This window comes from Methylomarinum vadi (assembly GCF_000733935.1).
Taxonomy (GTDB): Bacteria; Pseudomonadota; Gammaproteobacteria; order Methylococcales; family Methylomonadaceae; genus Methylomarinum; species Methylomarinum vadi.
This window is the reverse complement of record NZ_JPON01000001.1, coordinates 2,907,501-2,924,023: the sequence shown is the minus strand read 5'-3', so window position 1 is coordinate 2,924,023 and position 16,523 is coordinate 2,907,501. Positions and strand designations below refer to the sequence as shown.

The 16,523-nt window shown below is 51.9% G+C and carries 12 protein-coding genes, 2 tRNA genes and 3 rRNA genes (1 of these 17 only partly in view); 4 read left to right on the top strand and 13 right to left on the bottom strand.

Annotated elements, in window-relative coordinates; genetic code table 11:
- Positions 1-23 precede the first annotated feature (23 nt).
- The 8 genes from EP25_RS0114575 to glnE all read right to left on the bottom strand — a co-directional run bounded on the left by EP25_RS0114575 (position 24) and on the right by glnE (position 9,753).
- Complete coding sequence (locus EP25_RS0114575) at positions 24-470, bottom strand: GspH/FimT family pseudopilin (RefSeq protein ID WP_031434570.1); 447 nt, start codon at positions 468-470, stop codon at positions 24-26.
- A 3-nt stretch (positions 471-473) separates the two neighbouring features.
- Entirely contained in the window at positions 474-902 is a 429-nt protein-coding gene (gene gspG / locus EP25_RS0114570; protein WP_031434569.1) for a type II secretion system major pseudopilin GspG, read from the bottom strand.
- A 14-nt stretch (positions 903-916) separates the two neighbouring features.
- On the bottom strand, positions 917-2,134 hold the full coding sequence (locus EP25_RS0114565; protein WP_031434568.1) for a type II secretion system F family protein: 1,218 nt from the start codon (positions 2,132-2,134) through the stop codon (positions 917-919).
- Between the two features lies 1 nt (position 2,135).
- Positions 2,136-3,851: a type II secretion system ATPase GspE gene (gene gspE, locus EP25_RS0114560; RefSeq protein WP_031434567.1), complete on the bottom strand. Its 1,716-nt coding sequence runs from the start codon at positions 3,849-3,851 to the stop codon at positions 2,136-2,138.
- A gap of 9 nt (positions 3,852-3,860) precedes the next feature.
- The gene (waaC, locus tag EP25_RS0114555; RefSeq protein WP_031434566.1) at positions 3,861-4,868 is read right to left on the bottom strand and encodes a lipopolysaccharide heptosyltransferase I; all 1,008 of its coding nucleotides are present in this window, start codon (positions 4,866-4,868) and stop codon (positions 3,861-3,863) included.
- A gap of 5 nt (positions 4,869-4,873) precedes the next feature.
- Positions 4,874-5,887, bottom strand: coding sequence for a lipopolysaccharide heptosyltransferase II (gene waaF / locus EP25_RS0114550; protein ID WP_031434565.1), 1,014 nt, complete (start codon positions 5,885-5,887; stop codon positions 4,874-4,876).
- The gene (locus tag EP25_RS0114545) at positions 5,887-6,810 is read right to left on the bottom strand and encodes a branched-chain amino acid transaminase (protein WP_031434564.1); all 924 of its coding nucleotides are present in this window, start codon (positions 6,808-6,810) and stop codon (positions 5,887-5,889) included. Before EP25_RS0114545 ends, waaF begins: the two co-directional genes overlap by 1 nt.
- Positions 6,811-6,885: 75 nt before the next feature.
- Entirely contained in the window at positions 6,886-9,753 is a 2,868-nt protein-coding gene (gene glnE / locus EP25_RS0114540) for a bifunctional [glutamate--ammonia ligase]-adenylyl-L-tyrosine phosphorylase/[glutamate--ammonia-ligase] adenylyltransferase (RefSeq protein ID WP_051906717.1), read from the bottom strand.
- Between the two features lie 237 nt (positions 9,754-9,990).
- On the opposite strand from glnE, the gene EP25_RS0114535 reads away from it, so the two are divergent.
- The 4 genes from EP25_RS0114535 to EP25_RS23625 all read left to right on the top strand — a co-directional run bounded on the left by EP25_RS0114535 (position 9,991) and on the right by EP25_RS23625 (position 12,238).
- Entirely contained in the window at positions 9,991-10,392 is a 402-nt protein-coding gene (locus tag EP25_RS0114535; RefSeq protein ID WP_031434562.1) for a hypothetical protein, read from the top strand.
- Between the two features lie 20 nt (positions 10,393-10,412).
- Positions 10,413-11,315: a cation diffusion facilitator family transporter gene (locus EP25_RS0114530; protein ID WP_031434561.1), complete on the top strand. Its 903-nt coding sequence runs from the start codon at positions 10,413-10,415 to the stop codon at positions 11,313-11,315.
- Between the two features lie 185 nt (positions 11,316-11,500).
- On the top strand, positions 11,501-11,845 hold the full coding sequence (locus EP25_RS23630) for a hypothetical protein (RefSeq protein WP_200875040.1): 345 nt from the start codon (positions 11,501-11,503) through the stop codon (positions 11,843-11,845).
- Positions 11,846-12,238: a Tim44 domain-containing protein gene (locus EP25_RS23625; protein WP_200875039.1), complete on the top strand. Its 393-nt coding sequence runs from the start codon at positions 11,846-11,848 to the stop codon at positions 12,236-12,238.
- Positions 12,239-12,541: 303 nt separating this feature from the next.
- Here EP25_RS23625 and rrf read toward each other — a convergent pair.
- From rrf to EP25_RS0114500, 5 genes are all read right to left on the bottom strand, one after another.
- Positions 12,542-12,657: ribosomal RNA gene (gene rrf, locus EP25_RS0114520) — 5S ribosomal RNA — on the bottom strand.
- A 157-nt stretch (positions 12,658-12,814) separates the two neighbouring features.
- Positions 12,815-15,709 (bottom strand): 23S ribosomal RNA (locus EP25_RS0114515).
- A 315-nt stretch (positions 15,710-16,024) separates the two neighbouring features.
- Positions 16,025-16,100, bottom strand: a tRNA-Ala gene (locus EP25_RS0114510).
- A gap of 161 nt (positions 16,101-16,261) precedes the next feature.
- Positions 16,262-16,338, bottom strand: a tRNA-Ile gene (locus EP25_RS0114505).
- 64 nt (positions 16,339-16,402) lie between these two features.
- Positions 16,403-16,523, bottom strand: a 16S ribosomal RNA gene (locus EP25_RS0114500); it runs 1,421 nt beyond the window's last position.
- The 16S, 23S and 5S rRNA genes sit together here with 2 tRNA genes alongside, the layout of an rRNA operon.

Sequence of the window (16,523 nt, the reverse complement as noted above, 5' to 3'; positions counted from 1 at the left end):
GCCAGGGCCGAGATGTCGTGTTGTCATTGTTCGGCATAAGACACTTTTCCGCTCAGCCAATTGACATCGATTTTTCGCATCAACTCGCCCCACTCCAGCGTAATCCGACCGCCGCTCGATGAACCGTCAGGATAAAAACGAATTTGGCCGATCTCGTCGTTCTTGAATTCGTCCTGGGCGATGACCAACGTCAGTTCGATCTCGCTCGGCAATGCGTAGTCCTTGTCGCGGTTGCTGATACGATAACTGTTGTCGGCCAGATTGACCGCGACGGCGATTTCCTGCTGCGCGATCAACGCCTGGCCTCGGGCGTAGCGCAAGGCCGACATCAAATCGCGGCTGGCGGCCTTAAGTTGCGAGGACTTGTTGCCGGAGGCGATATTGGAGCCAATCACGGCGAAGCCGAGCACGACGATAAACAGCACCAACGTCAGTTCGATCAGGGTAAACCCCCGCGAACGGCCCGGCATGGCTTATTCCCAGCTGTTGATGTCTTGGTCTTCGCCTTCGCCGCCTTCCTTACCGTCGGCGCCATAGGTGTACAAATCGAAACGGCCATGCTCGCCGGGCGAGACGTAATGATAATCTTCCAGCCACGGATCTTGCGGCACCTTGCTTTTACGCAAATAAGGCCCGTTCCAGCGTTTGTTGTCCGCCGGCCGCTCCACCAACGCGACCAAGCCTTGTTCGGTGGTCGGATAACGCCCGACATCGAGTTTATACATGTCCAGCGCGGCCGAAAGGTCTTCGATTTGCACTCGGGCGGCCTTGGTCTTGGAAGCCCCCATGTGCTTCATGACTTGCGGCCCGACGATACCGGCCAGCAAGGCGATAATGCCCAGTACGACCAACAATTCCAATAAAGTAAAACCCTGTTCGCTACGCTTATGTTTTAAGTTCATTTAAATCACACTCTTTAAAAAGCCAAATCGTTAACACTCAATATCGCCAGCAGGATCGAGACGATAATCCCGCCGATCATCAACCCCAGCGAGATAATCAGCGCCGGTTCCAACAGCGCCAGCATACGCTGTATCGCGGTCCTCAGCTGCTTGTCGAAAATTACGGCGATCCGCAGCAGCATTTCTTCCAGACGGCCGGTTTCCTCGCCCATCTTGATCATTTGCACCGCCATCTTCGGAAAGCGCTCGTTCTTAAGCAACGCCGAAGACATCGTTCCTCCTTCTTTCAGCTGGAGCTCTGCCTGTTCCAGCAGATCGGCAATTGCGGTGTTGCCGACCGTTTCCCGTACGATCCCGAGCGCCTTGAGAATAGAGACGCCATTGCCCAGCAGGGTTCCCAACGTACGGCTGAGATTGGCGATTTCCATCGTCAGGATGATGTCGCCGAACAGCGGCATGTGCAAGAAGCGTAGATCCCAGACTTTTTTCCGCTCCGGATCGGCCAACTGTGATTTCATATAACTGCTACCGACGATCACAAGCAACAGCAGCAGCCACCAGTAGGACTGCAGGCCTTCCGCCAGTCCCACGACGATTTGCGTCGGTAGCGGCAATTCCTGGCCGGAACTTTCGAACATTTCGGTGAATTGAGGCACAACGAAGGTCAGCATGACAAACAGCGAAGCCAGCGACATGATCAACAAAATCGCCGGATAAATCAACGCGGTGACGACCGTTTCCCTCAATTCCCGCGAGCGTTCCAGATATTCCGCCAGGCGGTTCAACACATCGCCCAGGTTCCCGCCCAGCTCGCCGGCGCGGATCATATTCAGATAAAAACGGGAGAACACGCCGGCCTGGCTTTCCAAGGCATCGGCCAGAGAGGAGCCGCCTTTGACTTTTTCCAGAACCTGGGAAACCAGCTTGCTGAGTTTCTCGTTGTCCTCGGTCAGCTGGATCAACACCTGTAACGAGCGGTCCAATGGCAGGCCGGATTCCAATAACGTGGCCAGCTCGCCGGTCAATATGCCGATTTCCTTGTGCGACAATTTCAGCGTCGCGACGCCCAGGCTGATGCCGAGAAAGCGCTTCCCCCGCGCCGGTTCGATGCGGATCGGCATGCAACCCTGGCCCTGCAGCTCGGCCAACAGGGCCTGCTGATCGCTGGCATTCTTGACCCCTTCTTCGATGTCCCCCTGGCTGTTGACGATTTTGTAGGAAAATAAAGGCATATCAGGATTCCGTCGTGACCCGCAACACTTCTTCCAGCGTGGTGATGCCTTGCACGGCTTTGAGCAGACCGTCTTCGTACATGGTCAGCATGCCTTCGCGGATCGCCTGCTGCTCGATCACGCCGGCTTCCTCGTGGCTCATGATTAGCTTGCGAATCGGGTCGGACATCGGCAGAAATTCGATGATGGCCTGACGCCCCTTGTAGCCGATACCGCCGCAGGCATCACACCCCACCGCCTTGTAAAGATATATTTCATCGCCCTCGACAAAACGCTGCAACTGCATTTCCTCGACCATCGTCGCCGGGGCCGGATGCTTTTCCTTGCAGTGCGGACACAGTTTCCGCACCAAGCGTTGCGCTAGGATTCCGTTAACGGTCGAGCTCAACAGATACTCCTCCAGGCCCATGTCCAGAAGCCGGGTCACGCCGCCGGCGGCATCGTTGGTATGCAGGGTGGACAGCACCAAGTGGCCGGTCAGTGCCGATTGCACGGCGATCTTGGCGGTTTCCAGGTCGCGCATCTCGCCGATCATGATGACGTCGGGGTCTTGCCGAACGATGGAGCGCAAGGCCGCCGCGAAAGTCAGGCCGATCTGCGGCTTGGCCTGGATCTGGTTGATGCCTTCCAATTGGTATTCGACCGGATCCTCGACGGTAATGATCTTGCGCTCGGCCGTATTGAGCCTTTTCAGCGCGGTGTACAAGGTCGTCGATTTACCGCTACCGGTCGGCCCGGTAATCAGAATGATGCCGTGCGGTTGCCCCAGCACCTCGATAAATTGCCGAGAGTTGTGCCCCGAAAAGCCGAGCGCGTCGAAATCGAGCACGGTCGCTTCCTTATCGAGCAAACGGATTACGACGCTTTCGCCGTACATGGTCGGAATCGTCGACACCCTGAGGTCCAGCTCCTTGCCTTGCATCTGCAGTTTGATCCGGCCGTCCTGCGGCAGACGCCGTTCGGCGATGTTCAGTTTAGCCATGATCTTGACCCGCGACAGCACGGCGGCGGTCGACGTGACCGGCGGGGCATCGATATCCTGCAGCACGCCGTCTATCCTGAGCCTGACCTTCAAAACCTCTTCGAACGGTTCGATGTGGATATCGGAGGCGCGCATTTCGATGGCTTTCTGTAAAATAAGATTGACCATCTTGATCACCGGCGCCTCGCTGGCCAGGTCTTTTAAATGCTCCAGATCCTCGCTGCCTATCTCGTCGCTGTCGAAATTATCGACCAGCTTGTCCATTTGCGATTTATTGTCGCCGTATTGCACATCCAGGGCCGCGTCGATTTCCGACAGCTGTCCGACCCGCAGTTCGATCTGTTTGCCGGTCGCCAGTTGCAAAGACTGGACGAGGAATTCGTCGCGCGGGTCCATCACCGCCACGGTAACATTTTGCTCATCCTCGGCCAGGCCGATCAAGTGATTGTATTTTTGAAAACGCTGGCTGATCGTTTCGGGAAACGGCGACTCCAACGGATAATCGCCGTTAACGATCCGCGGAAGCTGCGCGCTCTCGGCAAAGCTGTCGGCGATGTCCTTTTCCGAACACAAACCCAGTTTAATCAGCAATTGCGGTAAGGATTCCCCCGGCGCCGACTTCTGCATGCGTCTGACCTTGTTGTGGTCATTTTCTGACAACTTGCCGTTGTTTTTCAACAGCAATAAAAAATCCGCGTATTTCGTATCCTGTTCCAGCAAGGCTTCCTGATTCATCACACCACCTTAAATTTCGTTAGCCGCAAGTAATGATTTTGCCATAGCAACGATGTCATTTTCATTAATTTCGCCAATCGAGAAATCATTTTTATTCAATTTATAAGAATCGACCTGGGACGAAGATTTCAAAACCTTGTTGATCGGCGTCTGATAGACCCGGCTCACCGGGGTCGGGCCGAACAGGGTAATGGACGGCCGGTTCAGTCCCCAAGCCATGTGGGTCGGCCCGGTGTCGTTGCCCACTACCAATTCGGCACGGTCTAGAACCGCCTTAAGGTCGTTCAAATCCATTTTGGGCATTACTCTGGCATGCGGGGTTCGCGCAGCGATCCATTCGGCGGCTAAGCGTTCTTGCTCATTGCCCCAGCAGATCAGACCATTATCCTGAAGGGCATCGATGACCCGCAAATACTTTTCCCTGGGATAATTACGGCTGGGCCAGGTCGAGCCGATGACGAACACGATGTTAGCCTTGGTTGGTGAAAAGAACGTTTCCAGGTGCGTCGCCATGGGCCGGTAAAACAGAAAAGGTTTCTTTTCCATTATCTGTTGCCGGGAAATTTCCAGCCCCAGCGGGCGAGCGATGACGGCGGCATTGCGGTCTATCGTATTGGCGTCATAGGGAATGCCGACGCGTTGCCGGTAAAACAAGGCGGCCGCTTTCTCCCGAATCGAGTGCTGGTCGAAACCCGCCGTATCCGGCGCCAACAACCGGGCGGTCAACGCCGATTTAATGAGTCCTTGGGCGTCGATGACCAAATCATAACGATTTTCGGCGTAGCGGCGAATTTTGCCTATTTCACGAAAGATAAGACGCTTGTTTTGTTTCAGCGCTTTCAGATTGACCGTCAGGATACGGTCGATATCGGGGTTGCCCTGCAGGACGCCGGCAAGGCCCTGCTCGACAACCCAGTCGATATGGATATCGGGGATAGCCTGTTTGACGAATTGCAACGCCACCATCGCATGCACAATATCCCCTAGCGCGGACAGCTTGACGATAGCAATTCTCATGGCATTCAGTCGATGGCGGCCAGAATTCGATCGGGACTGATCCGGGTCAGGCAATGGGTATGGCCGAGCGGACATTCCCGGGCGAAACAAGGCGAGCAATCGAGTTTCAAGTCGATAATTTTGGCCGCTGAGTTCAATGGCGGCGTGAAACCTGGGTCGGAAGAACCGTAAATGGCGACCAGTTTCTTATTCAATGCCGCCGCGACATGCATCAGCCCGGAATCGTTGGAAACCACGACATCGGCCAGCGACATCAAGTCCACCGCTTCCGCCAACGAGGTTTGGCCGCTGAAATCGCGGCAAGAACCGGCCGTCAATTGATTGATTCGGTCGGCGACTTCCCGGTCTTTCTCCGATCCGAACAACCATACCGACCAACCTTCGCCAAGCTTTCTTTTCGCCAACTCGGCAAAATGCTCGGCCGGCCAGCGTTTGGCCGGGCCGTATTCGGCGCCGGGACACAGGGCCAATACGGGGCCGTTATCGCCCAGCTGAAATTTGTCGCGTACCGCTTGTTGATTGGCAGGCTCGATCGTCAATTCGGGGATCGGACATTCGGGAGGCGATTCCATGTCCTGCGCCGGGAAAGCCAACGCCACGAAGCGTTGCACCGTCATTTTCAGCTTGGTCTTATCCAATTTACGGGCGTCGTTTAACAACCCCCAGCGCAATTCGCCCAGATAACCGGTACGCCTTGGGATAGCGGCGAAAAACGGAACCAGCGCGGATTTCCAAGAATTAGGCAGGACGATAGCTTGATCGTAACGCTCGCCATGCAATTGTTTGCCCAGCTTTCTGCGGATCGATAGGCCGAATTGGCCGTGGGTCAAAGGCATTGCAACCGCCTTGGAAACTTGCGGCATTCTATCCAACAACGGAAAAGACCAGGCCGGCGCCAGTACGTCGATACGGCAAGCCGGCTGCCGGCGTTTCAAGGCCATGAACAAGCTTTGCGCCATGACCATGTCACCGACCCATGACGGGCCGACGACCAGAATTTTTTTCCCGTTAGCCGCCACTAAGCAACGTAGCTGAGCCAGTCGTCATGGTCGGCGCGGCGGCCATGAACATAGTCGAAATATAGCGCCTGCAGTTTTTCGGTAATCGGTCCCCGGGAACCAGAGCCGATGGTTCGTCCGTCCAGCTCCCGGATCGGCGTCACTTCCGCCGCGGAACCGGTAAAGAAAGCTTCGTCGGCCACATAGACCTCGTCCCGGGAGATGCGTTTCTCCGTCACTTCCAGACCTTGTTCCCTGGCGATGGTCATGATGGTATCGCGGGTGATGCCTTCCAGCGCCGAGGTAACTTCCGGCGTGTATAGTTTGCCGTTACGGACGATGAAGAGGTTTTCACCGCTACCTTCGGCGGCGTAACCTTCGTGGTCCAACAATAACGCCTCGTCATAGCCGGTCGCCAGCGCCTCTTGCAGAGCCAGGATCGAATTGATGTAATTGCCGTTGGCCTTGGCCTTGCACATGGTGCTGTTGACATGATTACGGGTATAAGAAGAGGTTCTGATACGAATACCTTTTTCCATGTTTTCCGCACCCAGATACGCGCCCCATTCCCAGGCGGCGATCATGACATGCACTTTCAGATTATCGGCGCGCAAGCCCATGCCTTCCGAACCATAAAAACACATACTGCGGATATAGGCGCTATCGAGGTTGTTTTTGGCCACGGCTTCGCAATGGGCCTGGTTGATTTCGTCCTTGCCGAACGGAATTCTCATATTCAGAATATGGGCCGAACGGTACAGCCGGTCGGTGTGTTCCGCCAGTTTGAAAATCGCCGTACCCTGATCGGCATGGTAGGCGCGCAATCCTTCGAATACGCCCGCGCCGTAATGCAGGGTATGCGTCAGTACATGCACCTTGGCTTCACGCCATTCCACCCAATTTCCATCCAGCCAAATTAAGCCGTCTCTATCATCCATCGTCATCATTTTCTTCAAGCCTGCTTGTTTATCTTCAAATTCGAATAGCCGCGACCTGAATCCTTGGCGACGGCCGATAAATCATTCCATCAAATCATGCCAGATATTGCGTACCTGGGCGCGCAGTTCTAAAAACTTCTCGCTCCCAGCCTGGGCACGTTTCCCTTGCAATACTTGCCGATGTCCGTAATCGCGATACGCACAATAGGCTTTTTTCAGCAAGGCAGCGTTTTCTTTGGAAATAAAGCCGTGCTCGGCCAATCCTTCCAACAATCTGACATTATCGGTATAAGTGGCCAATGCTTCGTTCTCCGAAGTATGGGCCAATACGCCAAATTGTACTATAAACTCAATGTCCGCAATACCGCCTTTGCTCTGTTTTAAATCAAATATATCCTCATCCTTTGGCGCTAGATTTTCGCGCATTTTCTCCCGCATTTCCCTGACTTCCTTGCGCAGTTCTTCGATGGCCCTCGGCAAAGCCAAAATCCTCCGGCGTATGGCTTCGTACTGTTGTTTTAACGCCGGATCGCCGGCGATAAAGCGGCCCCGCACCAGGGCCTGGTGCTCCCAGGTCCAGGCATCGCTCTTGAGATAATGCTCGTAACTGTTGATATGGGTCACCAGCAAGCCGGAATCGCCGCTGGGCCGCAAACGCAAATCCACTTCGTATAACACGCCGGACAACATCTTGGTATCGAGGATATGCCGCACTTTTTGCCCCAACCGCATATAGAATTGGGTACAACCGATAGGTTTAGGGCCATCGGTCATAGCCATGCCGTCTGCGCAGTCGTAGATGAACACCATATCGAGATCGGAGCCATAGCCCAATTCGATACCGCCGAGTTTACCCATGCCGATAATGGCGAATTTCTTGGCCGAATGGTCGGTTTCGGGAGGAAAGCCATGTTTATCGGTCAGCATTTTCCAGGCCCTTTCCACCACTTGCTCCAATATGGCTTCGGCAATATAAGTCAGATAATCACTGACCACCATCAGCGGAATGACGTTCATGATATCGGCGGCGGCGACCCTGAGAACATTTTGATGCTTGAACTGCCTGAGCAGAAACATCAACTGCTCATCATCTTGCACATTGACTTTTTGCAGTTCCAGTTCCAATTGTTCTGCCAAAGCCGCTCTTTGCAGGGGCTCGTATAGCGTCTGCGGATCCAACAATTCATCGAACAATACCGGATATTGCGCCAGATAATCGCTGATCCAGACGCTAGCCGACGATAATTTGACCAGTTGCGCCAATGCATCCGGGTTTTCGGCCAGAAGCGATAAATAGACAGTGCGACCGGCCACCGCTTCGAACAATGTCAATATGCGCAGCAAGGTTTCATCCTGGTTTTCGACGATACGCACTGTTTCGATGAGTTGCGGCAACAGCCGGTCCATCACTCCGGCGCCTTTGCTGGTGAGGCGTTTAAAGGCGTGGGAGTGCTTGAAATTCTGCAAGGCCTCGAACACTTGGGCGCAGTGCAGGAATCCATATTCCCCCAGGTATTCCAGAATCTGCTCCCGGTCGATTCCAGCGGCCCAGATCAAATGGGAGTTTTGCAGAGACTCTTCCTGCTCGGATAACGAAAATACCTGTTCGAAGATATGGTGGACGTCCTTTCTTACGCGGTCCAGCTCGCGCTTGAAGCCGTCCCAATCGGCAAAATCCAGCGAGTAAGCCAAAATTTGTCGCACCAGCGGGTCGGTCGGCAGATCGTGCGTTTGCCTGTCCTGATATTGTTGAATATGGTTTTCAACTCGACGCAAAAAAACATAAGAATTTCTTAATGTTTCCGCATCTTCTTTGGTCATCAGCCCAAGGTTTTCCAGGATCAGCAAAATTTTCTGGATCTCGCGCTGCTGCAGTTCCGGTTCATGCCCTCCGCGTATTAATTGGAAGGCCTGGCCGATGAATTCGATCTCGCGAATCCCGCCGGGCCCCAGTTTAATGTTTTCCATCCGGTCTTTACGGCGCAATTCCTGGGTAATTTGCAATTTGAGCGAACGCAACTCTTCGAAAGCGCCATAATCCAGATAACGGCGATAGACAAATGGCTTGATCATCGCCATCAGCTGCTTACCGCTGACGAAGTCTCCCGCCACCTGGCGCGCCTTGATCATTGCATAGCGTTCCCATTCCCGCGCCTGGGTCATGTAATACTGTTCCATGCCTTCGAAGGTCATAATCAGGGGACCGCTGTCGCCGAACGGACGTAAACGGGCGTCGGTGCGGAAAACGAAGCCATCGGGCGTGGTTTCATCGAGCATTTTGACCAGGGATCGACAAATGCGGGTAAAAAATTCGCCATAACTGGTCTCCTTGCGATCATGCAAAACGCCATCTTCGGCGTAGGCAAAGATCAAATCGATATCGGACGAATAATTTAATTCCCAAGCGCCTAGCTTACCCATGCCCAGCACCACGATATTGATCGGCGTACCGTCTTGCGATACCGGCGTTCCCCGCCGCTCACAGCCTTGACGATAAAGATAATCCAAACTGGTTTGTATGCAGGCTTCCGCCAATGCGGTAAGGTCTTGCATGGTTTCGTCCAGGTCCGCCCATCCCGCCAGATCACGCCAGGCGATCCTGACCATTTCCCGGCGCCTGAACTGCCTGAGTTGTTTCATCAAGTCGGCATCGTTGTCTATCGTTTCCGGTTCGATGGCCTTGGAATAGTTACCCCTACACTGCGCCGAAAACAAATCGCCGGACTCGACCAGATCGCACAGTATTTGCGGATTACGCAGGCAACTCTCGCGAACAAATTCGCTGCAGCATGCCACTCTGGCAATGGAACGCCGCACCCGCTCATCACTCAGTAACGGTTGTCGTTGGGCAAGTCGCTCATTCAGATCTGCAAAAAAAGGAGCGACGATAGCTTGTAAAGCGTCGGGTAAGGATTCGATAAGACCACCGGGATTGATTGTTGACGACATATTGTATTTTCAATTCAGCATCATAATCGTCAATAATAGCGAAATTGTCAGGTTCTGTCCGTAACCATAACCGTGATTTTAATTTTGCTTGCCGATGCGCAGGGGTCACTAGAATTTTACCGCAGCAAACACTGACACGATCGATCAAAACGACTGGCATATCGTTAAACGGCAACCTATCATTGCAACGTTTGTCGCTAATTCTGGAGCATGCGAGATTAACCGTTTCATAAAATGATGGAAAATATCAGCGCGAAATTACTTTGGGATATCTTCAAACATGCGCGGTCGTGGCTGGCGAATCTTCATCGCGCCGGAGATAAGCGAAAACAGCAGTCGATCCAGGCGTTGCGCAGCATCATCCTAGCCTCGCGGGAAACTGCCGTGTATATGCGCTTTCTGAACGCAAGCGGCATTCGTAACCAAGAAACCGAAAGTCATCTTTCGCTTCTGTGGACCGAGTTAGGATTCGCCTTGCAAGATCTGGGCATCGATAAACTGGCGAAACGTTGCCAAATTTCGGGAAAACATTGGGCCGATCCGGAACATTATGACGAGGAATTCATCCAAAAAGCCGATATCAGTCTCGAACGCATGGAGCAATTGGCCAAACAAATACTACATGAAATCAATCACTAGCTACTAGCCCCGAAATCATCATGTCTCATGAGCATCACCATCATCACCCAACCAACTATAACCGCGCCTTCGCCTTAGGCGTGATCCTCAACATCAGCTTTGTCGGCGTCGAAGTCGTTTACGGTATTACAGCGGGATCTTTGGCTTTAATAGCGGATGCCGGTCATAATTTCAGCGATGTGTTGAGCTTGTTATTGGCCTGGGGGGCCAGTTTGCTGGGCGCCAAGGCGGCGACCGAGAAAAGAACTTACGGATTTCGCAAGGTTACGATCATGGCTTCGCTAGCCAGCTCGATATTGTTATTGGTAGCGATTGGCGGTATCGCGTGGGAAACCGTTGGTCGTTTTCTCAATCCCACAGCGGTACAAGGAAAGACCGTGATCATTGTCGCCGCCGTGGGTTTTGTCATTAATACGCTGACCGCATTGTTGTTCATTTCCGGCCATAAACATGACCTCAACATTCGTGGCGCTTTTTTGCATATGGCGGCTGACGCGGCAGTTTCGCTGGGCGTCGCCATAGCCGGCGTCATCATTATGTTTACCGGCTGGCTGTATGTCGATCCGATTATCAGTCTGCTGATCATCACGGTGATTCTCTATAGCGCTTGGTCGTTGCTCTGCGAATCGATGAGCATGGCTATCGATTCGGTACCGAAAGACATCGATCTTACCGCAATCAAAGATTATTTCACTGGACTTGACCACGTCGACCAGTTCCACGATCTGCATGTCTGGCCTTTAAGCACTACAGAAGTAGCTTTATCCGTTCACCTAGTCATGACAGATAACGCCCTTCAAAATGGTCTGCTGGCAAAAATCCAGCAAGACCTGCACGACCGTTTTGATATCGAACATTCCACAATACAAATGGAGCACCCAAATGACGAGGAATGCATATTAGATAAGCAGCGATGCATATGAAACTTTGTTTAGGCATCGTCCGTTAACCATGGCGCCTTTACTTCTCAGCTATAATTTTTGTGCTGATCTTAACTTTTCTCTAGTCTGCTCATTGACGATTATCAATATCGCCTAATAATATCGCCCAGCAACTGATAAAAAACGTTACTGCCGCCACTTATTTCTTAATCCAGTCAGGAGGACCTATGTCTCGTACCGTTATTTCCATTGTCATATTTTCACTTTATCTCGGCTTATTTTATATCGAACCGGCTATGGCCGGCCCCGGAGGTAAAATAGCTAGCGCCGCATTCGAAACGTTTTGGGGCCGGATAATTCTGGGAATTCTCACTATCGTATTTCTCCCGCTCATACTTTATTCGATAATAAGAGAAAAACTATCAGAACGCCGAACGCTAAAAGATCTACGTTTTATGGCGCAATATGATAGCTGCTTCGACTGGTTAACGATTCAGCATCGCCTCAAAGACTGTTTTTTACGCATCCATTCCAGTTGGGAAAATGAAGACCTATCCGAAGCAAGTCAATAGATGACGGCTTGGTACTGGCAGAACCAGCAATCCGTCTACTTGGAACGATGGAAGAAGGAAGGACTGATTAATATTAGCGACGTAAAGAAAATCCTTAATATCAAACCATTACTGTTTGTTCACCGCAACCATAACGCAGAACATAACGATTCATTACTGGTGGTTTCCATCACCGCCAAAATGAAAGATTTTCTGCAAAATAGAAAAACAGGCAAAGTTGTCGAAGGAAGTAAACGTTATAAGGAAGTCGAGACCGTGTGGACATTAACCTTGGAAGACGGTATTTGGAAAGTTTCGGATATCGACGAAGGCAGCATGTCTCTCAGTTATGCCAAAATGACTGCAGAACTGCCCACCATTGAGTCCACCGTCATCAGTGATCTTAGAGCCTAACGAGACAACCAAGTAAGTAGGAAAAAGCAGTCGCGCTTTAATCATATCCCTATCCTATAGGCAAAGCTACCGCGTCCTGCTTATTCACAGGGACGTGATGTATGCCGGTTTTGCTGGTAGAAAATTGCTCCTGCATTTTCTATCTTTCCGCCTTCCTTGGCGGTCAGAGCAAAAACCGGTCACGCTCGAAACACAAGGATGTGTTGAATGTGGATATCGCAGGAGCACATATCCACCTTACCTACATCCCTGTAGGCAAAAAAAAACCCGTCCAGGATTCTGAACGGGTTTTTTGGATTAAACGCTTGGCGATTCCCTACTTTCACATGGCAACCTGCCACACTATCATCGGCGCTAAGAGGTTTCACTACCGAGTTCGGGATGGGATCGGGTGGTTCACTCTCGCTATGTTCACCAAGCAAACGGTGTTAGTGGGATTTTAGTTTTTTACCCACTGTCATGGTCAGCTCAGCTTTCACTGTCTAACCCATGGAAATCTGTATCAGTTCTCGTGCATTGAGCGGTTATTAGCTTTTATACAACACGCTCTCGATTCGCAAACCGATTGGGTGTTATATGGTCAAGCCTCACGGGCAATTAGTATCAGTTAGCTTCACACATTACTGCGCTTCCACACCTGACCTATCAACCTTGTCGTCTCCAAGGGCCCTTCAGGGGACTCACGGTCCCAGTGAGATCTCATCTTGGGAGGGGCTTCCCGCTTAGATGCTTTCAGCGGTTATCCTGTCCGATCATAGCTACCCGGCAATGCCACTGGCGTGACAACCGGAACACCAGAGGATCGTCCACTCCGGTCCTCTCGTACTAGGAGCAGCTTCCCTCAAATCTCAAACGCCCACGGCAGATAGGGACCGAACTGTCTCACGACGTTCTGAACCCAGCTCGCGTACCACTTTAAATGGCGAACAGCCATACCCTTGGGACCTGCTTCAGCCCCAGGATGTGATGAGCCGACATCGAGGTGCCAAACACCGCCGTCGATATGAACTCTTGGGCGGTATCAGCCTGTTATCCCCGGAGTACCTTTTATCCGTTGAGCGATGGCCCTTCCATTCAGAACCACCGGATCACTAAGACCTACTTTCGTACCTGCTCGACTTGTACGTCTCGCAGTCAAGCACCCTTATGCCTTTGCACTAATCTCCTGATTTCCGACCAGGATTAGGGTACCTTCGTGCTCCTCCGTTACTCTTTGGGAGGAGACCGCCCCAGTCAAACTACCCACCATACACTGTCCCTAACCCGGATCACGGGTCGAGGTTAGAACTCCAAACATACCAGGGTGGTATTTCAAGGTCGGCTCCACGACAACTGGCGTCGCCGCTTCAAAGCCTCCCACCTATCCTACACAAGTAGGCTCAAAGTCCAGTGTAAAGCTATAGTAAAGGTTCACGGGGTCTTTCCGTCTAGCCGCGGGTACACTGCATCTTCACAGCGATTTCAATTTCACTGAGTCTCGGGTGGAGACAGTGTGGCCATCGTTACGCCATTCGTGCAGGTCGGAACTTACCCGACAAGGAATTTCGCTACCTTAGGACCGTTATAGTTACGGCCGCCGTTTACCGGGGCTTCGATCAAGAGCTTCTCCGAAGATAACCCCATCAATTAACCTTCCGGCACCGGGCAGGCGTCACACCCTATACGTCCTCTTTCGAGTTTGCAGAGTGCTATGTTTTTGCTAAACAGTCGCAGCCACCAGGTTAATGCTACCCCTTTCCGCTCCAGCCGCAGGGCCTTCACGTAACAGAGGCGTACCTTCTCCCGAAGTTACGGTACCATTTTGCCTAGTTCCTTCACCCGAGTTCTCTCAAGCGCCTTAGAATTCTCATCCCACCCACCTGTGTCGGTTTGGGGTACGGCTCGTCATAACCTGAAGCTTAGAGGTTTTTCTTGGAAGCAGGGCATCAATCACTTCGTCTCCTTATAAAGAGACTCGTCATCACGTCTCAGCATTAAGAGTCCGGATTTGCCTAAACTCTCTGCCTACGCGCTTAAACTACCTAGTCCAACAGGCAGCTGACCTAGCCTTCTCCGTCTCCCCATCGCAGTTATCACAAGTACAGGAATATTAACCTGTTTTCCATCGACTACGCCTTTCGGCCTCGCCTTAGGTGCCGACTAACCCTGCGTCGATTAACGTTGCGCAGGAAACCTTGGGCTTTCGGCGTGGAGGCTTTTCACCTCCATTATCGTTACTCATGTCAGCATTCGCACTTCTGATACCTCCAGCCAACTTCTCAATTGACCTTCGCAGGCGTACAGAACGCTCCTCTACCGCTCATACTCAAAAGTATGAACCCGTAGCTTCGGTACATAGCTTAGCCCCGGTAAATCTTCCGCGCAGGCCGACTCGACCAGTGAGCTATTACGCTTTCTTTAAAGGGTGGCTGCTTCTAAGCCAACCTCCTGGCTGTCTGGGCCTTCCCACATCGTTTTCCACTGAGCTATGATTTGGGGACCTTAGCTGACGGTCTGGGCTGTTTCCCTTTTCACGACGAACCTTATCACCCGCCGTGTGTCTCCCGTACTAAAACTTGCTGGTATTCGGAGTTTGCATCGGTTTGGTAAAGCGGGATGCCCCCCTAGCCGAAACAGTGCTCTACCCCCAGCAGTTATATACGAGGCGCTACCTAAATAGCTTTCGAGGAGAACCAGCTATCTCCGGGCTTGATTAGCCTTTCACTCCGATCCACAGCTCATCCGAATCTTTTTCAACAGATCCCGGTTCGGTCCTCCAGTTGGTATTACCCAACCTTCAACCTGGCCATGGATAGATCGCCCGGTTTCGGGTCTACACCATGCGACTCAACGCCCTATTAAGACTCGCTTTCGCTACGCCTCCCCTACTCGGTTAAGCTTGCCACATAATGTAAGTCGCTGACCCATTATACAAAAGGTACGCCATCACAGAACTAGTCTGCTCTGACTGCTTGTACGCATACGGTTTCAGGATCTATTTCACTCCCCTCTCCGGGGTTCTTTTCGCCTTTCCCTCACGGTACTGGTTCACTATCGGTCAGTAAGGAGTATTTAGCCTTGGAGGATGGTCCCCCCATGTTCAGACAAGGTTTCACGTGCCCCGTCCTACTCGATTTCACACTGAGCAAATTTTCGTATACGCGGCTATCACGCTGTATCGCCAGACTTTCCAGACTGTTCTACTAATTTGCTCAATGCTTAAGGGCTGGTCCCCGTTCGCTCGCCACTACTTAGGGAATCTCGGTTGATTTCTTTTCCTCGGGGTACTTAGATGTTTCAGTTCCCCCGGTTCGCCTCTTACCCCTATGGATTCAGGATAAGATAATGGGCTTACGCCCATTGGGTTGCCCCATTCGGAAATCCGCGGATCAAAGTTTGTTTGCAAACTCCCCGCGGCTTATCGCATGCTACAACGTCCTTCGTCGCCTCTTACTGCCTAGGCATCCACCGTATGCGCTTAGTCACTTGACCATATAACCCCAATCAGTCTGTTCACTCAGTCATTTCTCACTTTCGTTTAAAACGACTTCGCATTCAGCCTTCCGGCGCTATACAATCGCTAACATTTTCGCTTTTCTGCTTGAGAACTCATTAAAATTTAACCTTACGGTTTTACTTTAATTCGTTTACAGATTTCCACATTGTTAAAGAGCTATTCGTTTCTTTCGAAAACGAATGCTATAGGCTCATTGAATAAACCTATAGCATTCACTTCCTATCACCTTAGCAAAAGCTTTCGCTTTCACCTGAAGCCTTTCCCTTCCCAACCACTCATCTTAAGATCAATGGTGGAGCCAGGGAGGATCGAACTCCCGACCTCCTGCGTGCAAGGCAGGCGCTCTCCCAGCTGAGCTATGGCCCCTTTTTACTGGCTATTCTCATTAAGCGCCTGGCTTAACTTCAAATCCAACATAATCCCAGAACCAATACTTCCTTCGCAGGAATTTTGTGCAGAACAAGGCAAAGATTCGCGTCGTGTGCGGCAGCACATGAGCGAAGCTTTAACGCCGTTATGCGCAAAATTGGTGGGCCTGGGAGGATTTGAACCTCCGACCTCACCCTTATCAGGGGTGCGCTCTAACCAACTGAGCTACAGGCCCAGGCTCATACTCTCAATCGAAATAATTTGTTGTGGATACTCATGACGGCTTTTAGCTGTCTTTGTAAGGAGGTGATCCAGCCCCAGGTTCCCCTAGGGCTACCTTGTTACGACTTCACCCCAGTCATGAATCACAAAGTGGTGAGCGCCCTCCCGAAGGTTAGACTACCCACTTCTTTTGCAACC

Bases quoted from the DNA above. Each gene is read 5' to 3' on its own strand.
- EP25_RS0114535 (WP_031434562.1), top strand. From the start codon at position 9,991: ATGGAAAATATCAGCGCGAAATTACTTTGGGATATCTTCAAACATGCG.
- glnE (WP_051906717.1), bottom strand. From the start codon at position 9,753: ATGTCGTCAACAATCAATCCCGGTGGTCTTATCGAATCCTTACCCGAC.
- EP25_RS23630 (WP_200875040.1), top strand. From the start codon at position 11,501: ATGTCTCGTACCGTTATTTCCATTGTCATATTTTCACTTTATCTCGGC.
- EP25_RS0114565 (WP_031434568.1), bottom strand. From the start codon at position 2,134: ATGCCTTTATTTTCCTACAAAATCGTCAACAGCCAGGGGGACATCGAA.
- EP25_RS23625 (WP_200875039.1), top strand. From the start codon at position 11,846: ATGACGGCTTGGTACTGGCAGAACCAGCAATCCGTCTACTTGGAACGA.
- EP25_RS0114545 (WP_031434564.1), bottom strand. From the start codon at position 6,810: ATGACGATGGATGATAGAGACGGCTTAATTTGGCTGGATGGAAATTGG.
- waaC (WP_031434566.1), bottom strand. From the start codon at position 4,868: ATGAGAATTGCTATCGTCAAGCTGTCCGCGCTAGGGGATATTGTGCAT.
- EP25_RS0114575 (WP_031434570.1), bottom strand. From the start codon at position 470: ATGCCGGGCCGTTCGCGGGGGTTTACCCTGATCGAACTGACGTTGGTG.
- EP25_RS0114530 (WP_031434561.1), top strand. From the start codon at position 10,413: ATGTCTCATGAGCATCACCATCATCACCCAACCAACTATAACCGCGCC.
- gspG (WP_031434569.1), bottom strand. From the start codon at position 902: ATGAACTTAAAACATAAGCGTAGCGAACAGGGTTTTACTTTATTGGAA.
- gspE (WP_031434567.1), bottom strand. From the start codon at position 3,851: ATGAATCAGGAAGCCTTGCTGGAACAGGATACGAAATACGCGGATTTT.